This window comes from Lelliottia sp. AC1 (assembly GCF_023278595.1).
GTDB lineage: Bacteria > Pseudomonadota > Gammaproteobacteria > Enterobacterales > Enterobacteriaceae > Enterobacter > Enterobacter nimipressuralis.
Window position 1 is genome coordinate 2,991,955 of the sequence record NZ_CP025699.1, and the last position, 12,375, is coordinate 3,004,329.

9 protein-coding genes are annotated in these 12,375 nt (G+C 53.2%); 1 reads left to right on the top strand and 8 read right to left on the bottom strand.

Translation table 11 applies throughout. The features are described from left to right. From nuoH to lrhA, 8 genes are all read right to left on the bottom strand, one after another. Complete coding sequence (gene nuoH, locus C0560_RS14160; protein ID WP_095282746.1) at positions 1–978, bottom strand: NADH-quinone oxidoreductase subunit NuoH; 978 nt, start codon at positions 976–978, stop codon at positions 1–3. Continuing rightward, positions 975–3,701, bottom strand: coding sequence for an NADH-quinone oxidoreductase subunit NuoG (gene nuoG / locus C0560_RS14165; RefSeq protein ID WP_248858815.1), 2,727 nt, complete (start codon positions 3,699–3,701; stop codon positions 975–977). The genes nuoH and nuoG overlap by 4 nt, the downstream gene beginning before the upstream one ends. Positions 3,702–3,758: 57 nt before the next feature. Continuing rightward, positions 3,759–5,096: an NADH-quinone oxidoreductase subunit NuoF gene (gene nuoF, locus C0560_RS14170; protein WP_100779452.1), complete on the bottom strand. Its 1,338-nt coding sequence runs from the start codon at positions 5,094–5,096 to the stop codon at positions 3,759–3,761. Next, positions 5,093–5,593, bottom strand: a complete 501-nt coding sequence (nuoE, locus tag C0560_RS14175; protein WP_095282749.1) for an NADH-quinone oxidoreductase subunit NuoE — start codon at positions 5,591–5,593, stop codon at positions 5,093–5,095. The genes nuoF and nuoE overlap by 4 nt, the downstream gene beginning before the upstream one ends. Positions 5,594–5,595: 2 nt before the next feature. Continuing rightward, positions 5,596–7,398, bottom strand: coding sequence for an NADH-quinone oxidoreductase subunit C/D (gene nuoC / locus C0560_RS14180; RefSeq protein WP_100779451.1), 1,803 nt, complete (start codon positions 7,396–7,398; stop codon positions 5,596–5,598). A gap of 89 nt (positions 7,399–7,487) precedes the next feature. Further along, positions 7,488–8,162 (bottom strand): NADH-quinone oxidoreductase subunit NuoB, encoded by a 675-nt coding sequence (nuoB, locus tag C0560_RS14185; protein ID WP_003861482.1) that lies wholly within the window; start codon positions 8,160–8,162, stop codon positions 7,488–7,490. A 15-nt stretch (positions 8,163–8,177) separates the two neighbouring features. Further along, on the bottom strand, positions 8,178–8,618 hold the full coding sequence (gene nuoA / locus C0560_RS14190) for an NADH-quinone oxidoreductase subunit NuoA (RefSeq protein WP_102104904.1): 441 nt from the start codon (positions 8,616–8,618) through the stop codon (positions 8,178–8,180). A 631-nt stretch (positions 8,619–9,249) separates the two neighbouring features. Next, on the bottom strand, positions 9,250–10,188 hold the full coding sequence (lrhA, locus tag C0560_RS14195) for a transcriptional regulator LrhA (RefSeq protein WP_100779449.1): 939 nt from the start codon (positions 10,186–10,188) through the stop codon (positions 9,250–9,252). 883 nt (positions 10,189–11,071) lie between these two features. Here lrhA and alaA point away from each other — a divergent pair. Continuing rightward, a complete protein-coding gene (gene alaA, locus C0560_RS14200) occupies positions 11,072–12,286 on the top strand; it encodes an alanine transaminase AlaA (protein ID WP_100779448.1) in 1,215 nt (404 codons plus the stop codon). Positions 12,287–12,375: the final 89 nt, after the last annotated feature.

The following is a 12,375-nucleotide window of genomic DNA, read 5'->3' on the forward strand; positions in this document are numbered from 1 at the left end:
TTATGGCTGCTGCCAGAGAATGACAGCTGCCGTTACCAACAAGTTGACTAGCGTCAGCGGCAGGCACACTTTCCAGCCGAAGGACATTACCTGGTCATAACGCGGACGCGGTAATGAGGCGCGAATCAAAATGAACATCATCATGAAGAACGCGGTTTTCAGCGCGAACCAGATGAACGGCGGTAAGAACGGGCCATGCCAGCCACCAAAGAACAGCGTTACCATCAACGCGGAAATGGTGACGATACCGATGTACTCGCCCACGAAGAACAGACCGAATTTCATACCGGAATATTCAATGTGATAACCGTCGGCCAGTTCCTGCTCGGCTTCTGGCTGGTCAAATGGGTGACGGTGACACACCGCCACGCCCGCGATAGCAAAGGTGACAAAACCAAAGAACTGCGGAATGACGTTCCAGATGTCGGCCTGGTTGTTGACGATGTCTGTCATGTTGAATGAACCGGCCTGCGCCACCACGCCCATCAGGGAAAGACCCAGGAACACTTCGTAGCTCAGGGTCTGCGCAGACGCACGCATCGCACCCAGCAGCGAGTATTTGTTGTTACTGGACCAGCCCGCAAACAGCACCGCGTACACCGCAAGACCCGCCATCATCAGGAAGAACAAGATCCCGATATTCAGGTCAGCGACCACCCAGGTCGGACTGACCGGGACGATAGCAAAGGCCAGCAGCAGTGAGGTAAAGGCGATCATCGGTGCCAGAGTAAAGATGACGCGATCCGAGAATTTCGGGATCCAGTCTTCTTTAAAGAACATCTTGATCATGTCCGCGACCAGCTGGAGTGAACCACCCCAGCCCACGCGGTTCGGTCCGTAACGGTTCTGGAACAGACCGAGCAGACGGCGTTCACCAAAGCTCATGAACGCGCCGCAGGTGACAACCACCAGCAGAATGACCACCGCCTTGAGAATGCTTAACAGAATTTCGATGAGATCCGGCGTTAACCAACTCATGCTTGTGCCTCCTGCAGATTATCAAGACGCGCGCCCGCCAGTACCGGAGCGATGCCCGGCAGACCCATCGGCAGACCCACCTGCCCTGCTGTCAGACCTTCGGCGATAACCAGCGGCAGACTGATGGTCTGGCCTTCATAGCTAAAGGAGACCTGGCTGCCCGCGTTGACGCCAAGCTTCGCGGCATCCGCCGGATTGAGCTTGATGTAAGGCTGCGGCATACGCGTCTGGAATACCGGAGAGCGCTGGGACATCTCGTCACTACCGAACAGATGGTAGTACGGCGCGATACGCCAGTTGCCTTCCTGCGCTTCGAAACTCGCCGGAACGGTCGTGAAGTAATCCAGACCCGTTTCGCTCGCTTCGATCAGACGGACACCTGGGTCACCGTGGCGCAGAGAGCCGCCCACTTCCGCCTGGAACTTGTTCCATGCCTGCGGGGAGTTCCAGCCTGGTGCCCATGCGAACGGAACCTGAGAGCGCGGTGCAGACGGTTGGTTGTTCCCTTCCATGGAGAAGGCGAACATCGTGTCTTTATCCTGCGGCTGACGTGGTTCGTGCACGCTGATATTCGCGCGCATCGCGGTACGACCACTGTAACGGTGCGGTTCACGGGCCAGTTTCTGGCCGCGAATGCGGAAGCTCGCGTCCGGCGCGGCTTCTTTAATGCCCGCCAACTGCGGCAGTTTTGCAACCACGGCATCGATCACATCATCGAGCTGCGTCCAGTCCACCTGACGGTTTTCTACGGTGCTGTGCAGCGAGTGCAGCCAGCGCCAGCTTTCCAGCATCACGGTGTTGCTGTCGTAATAAGACGGGTCATAAACCTGGAAGAAACGCTGTGCGCGACCTTCGTTGTTGATAACCGTACCGTCGCTTTCGGCGAAGCTTGCCGCTGAGAGCACGAGGTGCGCTTTGTCCATAATCGCGGTGCGCTGATGGTCGATTACCATCACCAACGGCGCTTTAGACAGAGCGGCATCCACGCGAGCCGCAGAAGCATGACGATGCAAGTCGTTCTCAAGTACGATAACGCCGTCAGCCGCACCCGATTCGAGTTCGCTTAACGCCGCTTCCAGAGAACCGCCGCCAATCAGTCCCAGACCGACGCTGTTCACTGCGCGCGCAATCATGGTCACACCCACGTCTGTCCCACGCCCTTTCAGCGCTTTAGCCACGTTTGCCGCCGCCTGAATCACATCAGGGCTGCCGGCGTTGGTGCCGGAAATAATCAGTGGTTTTTTCGCACCGGCCAGAGCTTGAACGATCACGTCGATCTTGTTTTGCAGGTCACGATCCAGGCCTTCAACGGCCGGAGCACTGTTATCCAGCGCGTGAGCAATAGCAAAACCGAGGCGCGCCTGATCTTCCACCGGTGCGCGATAGGTCCACGCCGCGATGTCGTCCAGACGCGTGTTGTCGACGTTCGTCACAAACAGCGGATGTTTGGCACGCTGGCCGATGTTCAGGATTGCCGCAATCTGCCAGTCAGCCACTTTCTGGGCCGCTGCCATTTCACGTGCTTTACCTTTCACCGCCTGACGTACGGCCAGCGCAACGCGTGCACCGGTCTGAGTCAGATCTTCGCCCAGCACCAGCACCGCGTCATAGGATTCGATTTCTCGCAGCGCCGGGGTACGAATACCGCCTTCACGCAGCACTTTCAGCACCAGCTGTAGACGTTCCTGCTCGCCGTTGGCGATACCGGTGTAGAAGTTATCCGCACCCACCAGCTCACGCAGCGCAAAGTTGCTTTCGACGCTGGCGCGCGGGGAGCCGATACCGATCACTTTCTTCGACTGGCGCAGAATATCTGCCGCGCCCTGCATCGCTTGTTCAGCGTTGAGGGTGATCAGGTCATCGCCACGACGCTGAACCGGCTGACGCGGACGGTCTTTCAGGTTCACATAGCCATAGCCGAAACGACCACGGTCGCAGAGGAAGTAGTGGTTTACGGTACCGTTGTAACGGTTTTCGATACGACGCAGTTCACCATAGCGCTCGCCCGGGCTGGTGTTACAGCCAAGGGAACACTGCTGGCAGATGCTTGGTGCAAACTGCATGTCCCACTTACGGTTGTAACGCTCGGAGTGCGTTTTATCGGTGAAGACGCCGGTCGGGCAGATTTCTACCAGGTTACCGGAGAATTCGCTTTCGAGCGTACCGTCTTCCGGACGACCAAAGTAGACGTTGTCATGTGCACCATACACGCCAAGATCCTGACCGTCTGCGTAATCTTTGTAGTAACGCACGCAGCGATAGCAGGCGATGCAGCGGTTCATTTCGTGAGAGATGAACGGCCCCAGATCCTGATTACGGTGGGTACGTTTAGTAAAGCGATAGCGACGGAAGCTATGACCGGTCATCACGGTCATATCCTGAAGATGGCAGTTACCGCCCTCTTCACAAACCGGACAGTCGTGCGGGTGGTTGGTCATCAACCATTCCACGACGCTCTCGCGGAACTGTTTCGCTTCTTCGTCTTCAATCGAAATAAAGGTGCCTTCGGTCGCTGGTGTCATACAGGACATCACCAGGCGCCCACGCGTGTCTTCCGCGTTTTGATATTGCTTCACCGCACACTGGCGGCAAGCACCGACGCTGCCCAGCGCCGGATGCCAGCAAAAATACGGAATATCAAGGCCGAGAGACAGACAAGCTTCTAGCAGGTTGTCGGCCCCGTTGACCTCGTATTCTTTGCCGTCTACATGAATCGTAGCCATTAGCATGCTTCCAGTTGGCTCAGTCAGAGACTGAGCGTTAATCAAAATTCAGTATCGCTACCAGCGCGCTTTCAGCAGGTTCGGCTGAATACCATTAATCAAATGGGTATTGCTGAACTGCTGCTTGATGCCTGCTTCGAATTCGTCGCGGAAATATTTAATCGCGCTCTGCAATGGCTCAACGGCACCTGGTGCGTGGGCACAGAAGGTTTTGCCCGGACCGAGGAATCGACACAGTTGCTCAAGTGTCTCGATATCGCCCGGCTGGCCTTCGCCGCGCTCGATAGCGCGCAGAATTTTCACGCTCCATGGCAAACCATCACGGCATGGCGTACACCAGCCGCAGGATTCGCGCGCGAAGAACTCTTCCAGGTTACGCACCAGCGACACCATGCCAATTTCATGGTCCACGGCCATCGCCAGCGCCGTACCCAGACGGCTGCCTGCTTTACCAATGCTTTCAAATTCCATTGGCAGATCGAGGTGGGCTTCGGTCAGGAAATCGGTCCCTGCCCCACCCGGTTGCCAGGCTTTAAATTTCAGGCCATCGCGCATCCCGCCCGCATAGTCTTCGAGGATTTCGCGTGCGGTAGTACCGAACGGCAGTTCCCAAAGGCCAGGGTTTTTGACGCGGCCGGAGAAGCCCATCAGCTTGGTGCCCGCGTCTTTGCTGGTCGAAATGTTCTGATACCACTCCACGCCGTTAGCGAGAATAGCCGGTACGTTACACAGGGTTTCGACGTTGTTGACACAGGTCGGTTTACCCCAGACGCCGGAACTTGCCGGGAAAGGCGGCTTGGAGCGTGGGTTCGCGCGGCGGCCTTCGAGGGAGTTAATCAGTGCGGTCTCTTCACCACAGATATAACGCCCTGCGCCCGTGTGCACGAACAGCTCAAAATCAAAACCGGTGCCGAGAATGTTTTTGCCCAGCAGGCCCGCTTCGGTCGCTTCTGCAATCGCGCGGCGCAGGTGCTCTGCCGCTTCGATGTATTCGCCGCGCAGGAAGATGTAACCACGATAGGCTTTCAGTGCGAACGCGGAGATCAGCATGCCTTCCACCAGCAGGTGCGGCAGCTGCTCCATCAGCAGGCGGTCTTTATAGGTGCCTGGCTCCATTTCATCGGCGTTACACAGCAGGTAACGGATGTTCATGGATTCGTCTTTCGGCATCAGGCTCCACTTAAGACCGGTGGAAAAGCCTGCACCGCCGCGCCCTTTCAGGCCGGAATCTTTAACCGCGTTAACGATCTCATCTGGCGCCATGCCTGAGAGCGCTTTACGCGCCCCTTCGTAACCGTTTTTGCTCTGGTATTCTTCGAGCCAAACCGGCTGTTTGTCATCGCGCAGACGCCAGGTCAGCGGATGGGTTTCAGCAGTGCGAATGACTGTTTTCATTTGTACCGCTCCAGCAGGTCAGGAATTGCTTCCGGCGTCAGATGGCTGTGAGTGTCCTCATCAATCATCATGCTCGGCCCCTTGTCGCAGTTACCCAGGCAGCAGGTTGGCAGCAGCGTGAAACGACCGTCAAAGGTCGTCTGTCCTGGCTTGATATCGAGTTTCTTCTCGAGTGCAGCCTGGATGCCCTGATAACCGGTGATATGGCAAACGACGCTGTCGCAATAGCGAATAACGTGACGGCCCACCGGCTGGCGGAAGATCTGGCTGTAGAATGTTGCCACCCCTTCCACGTCGCTTGCCGGGATACCCAGCACGTCGGCGATCGCATAGATCGCGCCATCGGGTACCCAACCACGCTGTTTCTGGACGATTTTCAGCGCTTCAATGGATGCCGCACGCGGGTCTTCGTAGTGGTGCATTTCGTGCTCAATTGCCGCACGTTCTGCCGCACTCAGCTCAAAAGCCTCGGTTTGTGGTTGTTGATTCTCGTGCATAATTAGCGGTCCACATCTGACATAACAAAATCGATACTACCCAGATACACAATCAGGTCGGAGACCAGACTGCCGCGAATGGCGGACGGGATCTGCTGCAGGTGCGCATAGCTCGGCGTACGGATACGCGTACGATAGCTCATGGTGCTGCCGTCACTGGTCAGGTAGTAACTGTTAATACCCTTGGTCGCTTCAATCATCTGGAAGGATTCGTTGGCCGGCATGACCGGGCCCCAGGAAACCTGCAGGAAGTGAGTGATCAGAGTTTCGATATGTTGCAGCGTGCGCTCTTTCGGTGGCGGCGTTGTCAGCGGGTGATCCGCTTTGAACGGGCCTTCCGGCATGTTGTTGAGGCACTGCTCAAGGATGCGAAGACTCTGGCGCAGCTCTTCGACTTTCAGCATCACGCGGGTGTAGCAGTCGGATACGCCGCCGCCAACCGGGACTTCGAAGTCGAAGTTTTCGTAGCCAGAGTATGGACGGGCTTTACGCACGTCGAAATCAATACCCGTCGCACGCAGGCCAGCACCGGTGGTGCCCCACTCCAGCGCTTCTTTCGCGCCGTAAGCGGCCACGCCTTTGGAACGGCCAATCAGGATGGTGTTACGCAGCGCGGCTTTCTCGTAAGAGGCCAGACGCTTCGGCATCCAGTCGAGGAATTCGCGCAGCAGACGATCCCATCCGCGCGGCAGGTCATGTGCCACGCCGCCAATACGGAACCAGGCCGGGTGCATACGGAAACCCGTAATTGCTTCAACCAGATCGTAGATTTTCTGACGGTCGGTAAACGCGAAGAACACCGGCGTCATCGCCCCGACGTCCTGAATGAACGTGGAGATGTAGAGCAGGTGACTGTTGATACGGAACAGTTCTGACAGCATCACGCGGATAACGTTAACGCGATCCGGTACGGTGATACCCGCCAGTTTCTCAACGGCCAGCACGTAAGGCATTTCGTTCACGCAGCCGCCGAGGTACTCGATACGGTCGGTGTACGGAATGTAGCTGTGCCAGGACTGACGCTCGCCCATCTTCTCAGCACCACGGTGGTGGTAACCGACATCAGGCACGCAGTCGACAATCTCTTCGCCGTCGAGCTGAAGAATAATACGGAACGCACCGTGCGCAGACGGGTGGTTTGGACCGAGGTTGAGGAACATGAAGTCCTCGTTGTCGGTACCGCGCTTCATGCCCCAGTCTTCCGGCTTGAAAGTCAGCGCTTCCATCTCCAGATCCTGTTTGGCTTTGGTCAGCTCAAACGGATCGAATTCGGTGGCGCGCGCCGGATAGTCTTTACGCAGCGGGTGGCCGGTCCAGGTCTGCGGCATCATGATGCGCGTCAGGTGCGGGTGGCCATCGAATGTCATGCCGAACATTTCCCAGGTTTCACGCTCATACCAGTTGGCGTTAGGGAAAAGTTTGGTGAGCGTCGGCAGATGCATGTCGTTTTCAGACAATGCCACCTTGAGCATGATATCCCGATTGCGGTCTATTGAGATCAGGTGGTAGAAAACGGAAAAATCCGCCGCGGGTAAACCGTGACGGTGGGTGCGAAGACGCTCATCCATGCCGTGTAAGTCAAACAGCATGACGTAAGGTTTAGGTAATTTCTTTAAGAAATCAACTGCTTCCAGCAATTGTTCACGCTTCACCCAAACAACGGGTACCCCGGTGCGGGTGGCCTGAACAGTAAAGGCATCCGGCCCAAAACGGTTGCGCAGTTCGCCAATGACCGGGTCATCGAGATGATCCCGGGTTTGCCATGCGGCATCTTGCGCGGTTAAGTCGGTCATATTGTTCACCATTGCAAATGGTCCGTGGTGACTGTTAAGCCTGGCTTCGCGCTATTTGTATAGTGATATGCGAAGGTTTGCCCCAGGCCCACAGGCGCAAATTAAATTTCGTCAGGCGTACGCAGATTGGTGACTGCAATACGTTCTCCGCGTTTACGCTCGCGCTCAGACTGCATATTGGCGCGGTACACGCCCTGGTCGCCCACGACCCAGGAAAGCGGACGGCGTTCTTTACCGATCGACTCCTGCAGCAGCATCAGCGCCTGCATGTAAGCTTCCGGACGCGGCGGGCAGCCAGGGATGTAAACATCCACCGGGATAAACTTATCGACGCCTTGCACAACGGAATAAATGTCGTACATACCACCCGAGTTTGCACAGGCACCCATGGAGATAACCCACTTCGGCTCGAGCATCTGGTCATAAAGACGCTGAATAACTGGCGCCATTTTGGTGAAGCAGGTTCCGGCCACCACCATCAGGTCAGCCTGACGAGGGGAAGCACGCAGTACCTCGGCACCAAAACGCGCAACGTCATGCACCGCAGTGAATGACGTCACCATTTCAACGTAGCAGCAAGAAAGACCAAAGTTGTATGGCCAGATGGAGTTCTTACGACCCCAGTTGACCATATCGTGCATGGCATGTTCGAGTTTGCCCATGTACACGCTTTTGTTGACTTCTTGCTCCAGGGGGTCGGTTACGATCTCCTGTTTTTGCAGGGGGTAACGGTCATTCTCACCGTTAGGATCTATGCGGGTGAGCGTATAATCCATCTTATTGCCTCGCTGTTACTGCTGACGATTAGAGTTACTGTTTTCCGGATTAACCAGTTCACGGCGTGAACGCACAGGTGTCCAGTCCAGCGCGCCGATGCGCACCAGGTACACCAGACCGGCCAGTAGCACTAAAATGAAAATTGCGGCTTCGACAAAGCCAGTCCATCCACTTTCGCGGATTGACGTTGACCATGCGAACAGGTAGAGCGCTTCAACGTCGAAAATGACGAAGAACATGGCCACCAGATAGAACTTGGCGGACAAGCGTAAGCGAGCAGTACCTACCGAATCGATACCCGATTCAAATGGGGTGTTTTTGTGCCTTGCGCGGGCGCGACCGCCCAGGAACCAGCCGCCAATTAACATCAGGCAGCACAGGCCAATGGCAACAATAAGAAAGATTGCGAATGCCCAGTGATGAGCGACGACTTCTGTGGATGTTGACATACTCATTGCTTACTCATCAAAAGTGATATCTACAGCTCTGCTCTTGCTGGCAGATGGACATCACATCGATTCATGGGGAGGAACAAATAACCTTACACCGACTGTCAGAAATGAGACATAGACAGCAAAATGATGTGGTTTTTTACTCCTTTCTATAACCTTTTGTCAACTTTAACAAAGGTTTCTTCACATTAAATCACATAGATCGATTCTCATTAACATTTCATGCCCTTTAACCCTGGTGGGTCGATGACTTTACGTCAACTGCATGCTGTTGAATCGTGTCCGTTTTGAAGTAAAAGAAATATTACCCTCCTATTTTGACAGGATTTGCTGCTGATTCCTCCCCCCAAATGGGAGTATTTTCTTGATCTGAGACACGCTTTTGTTAATCCAATCAAAAAAACGGCAACATTTTTGCTGGTTTTTTAACATCAGTGCCGCAGAGAAGATAACAAAACGCATTACGTTCAAAAATCGAGCAGAACCATACATCGCGATGATAATTAAGACTTATTTACAATAACCTCAAAGAGTATGGCGCTATTGTTGTCAAAAAAAAACCACTCTGCGGAAATACCGCACGAGTGGTTCTTTTTTACACTTACAAATTGTTACGACAATTATCGGATCGGGATCACTCAAAATCCCCTTCAACCACCAGGGAATCGCCCCCCCCTTCGGGAGTAACATTCTCGAATTGCCATGGATTGTGGTAGTTCACCATCGCTTCAAACACGATTTTTGCCAGCTCGTTGTTGCTGGATGAGTTATGGCAAAGCAGATATTCCGTGTCCGGCAGCGCAGGTAAACCATTAGATTTACCTAAGACGCGTAAATCCGGGCTCATCATCTCAACAGGGCGAGCGGTCACACCAAGTCCGGCTTTAACGGCGGCACGCACTGCAGGTAATGTGGAAGCCACGTACGCTAAACGCCACGGAATATTCGCTTCATTCAGAGCCGACAACACCATATCGCGGAACGGACTAGGATCGTCCAGCAATACCAGCGGAATAGGCTCGCCTTTTTGCAGCACATATTCTGCCGCGCAATACCAGTGCGTTGGCGACGTTCGTAATGTCAGACAATCAAATTGTCCAGGACAGTGCGTGGTAACAACCAGATCAACTTCATGGTCTTTAAGCATATCAATCATGAAGGCATTTCGTTTTACGCTGACATCCAGCGCAAGCTTCGGATAAACCGAACTGATCCGATTAAGTAAAAACGGCAATATCGTATCAGCAGATTCATCAGAAGCGCCTAACGTTAAAACGCCCTGAAGATTGCTAAACATTAATGACATACATGCTTCATCATTGAAGCGTAAAATCTTCCTGGCGTAACCCAGTAACTGGATCCCGTGCTCAGTTAACAGTTTATTACGACCGTGGCGTGCAAAGAGTTCTTTGCCCACCAGTTGCTCCAGTCGCTGCATCTGTTGGCTGACCGCCGATTGCGTACGGCAGACAGCGGCAGCAGCGGCTGCAAAGGTGTTGAGATCAGCGACCGCAACAAACGTTCTCAGCAGATCGAGATCGAGATTTAGTATCGGACGATTTGCATTTATCATATCTATTCACTTACAAGTTGCTCGTGCGGAGCTGCCGACCGGCAGACTACCTGACAGATAGTTATTGGCTGGTGTATAGCAGAAGTCAGAAACAACGTTCCATGACGATATGTTTATTCTCTTAAATGTTCAGGATATTTTTAGATTTTGCTGATTTCAGTAAATTCCATTAAAGAACTTACTCATCATCACTCTTTTACTCGCAACACGGGCACAGCAGTAAAGGTGTTGCCTATCCAGTATAGTAGAGATAATTCTAACAATAACAATCAACTAATTCAGAAAAATCGAGGCAAAATACACAGTAATGTAAACATTCCTCTCTTTTCCTGAGACAACATCTTAACCCAAATCCACTTTATTTATAAGTATTATTACACCATTACTGATTAATCCATGTTGATTAACGGCTAAACTAATTTTATTAAAATTAACGAAAGTTAAGATTTAGGCATCATTAATAAATAAACATTAATGTAGATTAGGTTTATCCATTAATATTGCTTAACAATATTTTCACACGCGCAACCTCTGGCCGAATCCATCATTCACCAAAGATATTAAGAAGCATTCCGGTTTTACGAAAGGTCACCGGGAGAAATCATTGCGATCTCATCGTTTCTCTGTCGTACAGCGGTTTTAAGCAGGGTAAAATACATTAAAAACCACATGGTGCGAGATAATAAACTGCACTTACCTCTCAAAGCAATGCTTTACACGACCAAATTCCATTTCTGATAGCTAAAAAGATTACCTCTTATTTTCGCATCCCAGCAAAATCTTCTTCTGTACACCCTTCAAAACGCAGCGCGGTGGGAGTACATTGTTCCGTGCTGACTTCCACGGCAGGGAGTGGCAATAACAGCTAAAAGGTCAACGATTCATGTCCCCTATCGAAAAATCCAGCAAATTAGATAACGTCTGTTACGACATCCGCGGTCCGGTTCTTAAAGAGGCTAAGCGCCTTGAAGAGGAAGGCAACAAAGTCCTGAAACTCAACATTGGTAACCCCGCGCCCTTTGGCTTTGACGCGCCGGATGAAATCCTCGTTGATGTGATCCGTAACCTGCCGACGGCGCAAGGCTACTGTGATTCTAAAGGACTCTACTCCGCCCGTAAGGCCATCATGCAGCACTATCAGGCCCGTGGGATGCGCGATGTCACCGTTGAAGATATCTATATTGGTAACGGCGTTTCTGAACTGATCGTCCAGGCGATGCAGGCTTTGCTTAACAGCGGCGATGAAATGCTGGTGCCTGCGCCGGACTATCCGCTGTGGACAGCGGCCGTTTCCCTTTCCAGCGGCAAAGCGGTGCACTATTTGTGCGATGAATCGTCCGACTGGTTCCCGGATCTCGACGATATCCGCGCCAAAATCACCCCGCGCACGCGCGGTATTGTGATTATCAACCCGAACAACCCAACGGGTGCCGTCTATTCCAAAGAGCTGTTGATGGAGATCGTTGAGATCGCCCGTCAGCACAATCTGATCATCTTTGCCGATGAGATTTACGACAAGATTCTGTACGATGCGGCGCAACACCACTCGATTGCTACGCTGGCTCCGGATCTGCTGACCGTCACCTTTAACGGCCTGTCGAAAACCTACCGCGTTGCCGGTTTCCGTCAGGGCTGGATGGTTCTGAACGGCCCGAAAAAACACGCCAAAGGCTATATCGAAGGGCTGGAAATGCTCGCCTCGATGCGCCTGTGTGCTAACGTTCCGGCGCAACACGCCATTCAGACAGCGCTCGGCGGTTATCAGAGCATCAGCGAATTTATCGTACCCGGCGGGCGTCTGTATGAGCAGCGTAACCGCGCGTGGGAGTTGATTAACGATATTCCTGGCGTCTCCTGCGTGAAGCCGAACGGCGCGCTATATATGTTCCCGAAAATCGATATTAAACGTTTCAATATTCACGATGACCAGAAAATGGTGCTCGACTTCCTGTTACAGGAAAAAGTGCTGCTGGTGCAGGGAACCGCGTTTAACTGGCCGTGGCCGGACCACGTCCGTATCGTCACCCTGCCGCGCGAAGACGACCTCGAAATGGCGATTAGCCGGTTCGGACGCTTCCTCTCCGGTTATCATCAGTAAACCTCCATCAGGCTGCCACGGGCAGCCTGATTTGCATCTTGCCTCCCCTCGCCGCACAATGAAATCTGTCGCAGTGCAAGACAAAAGGT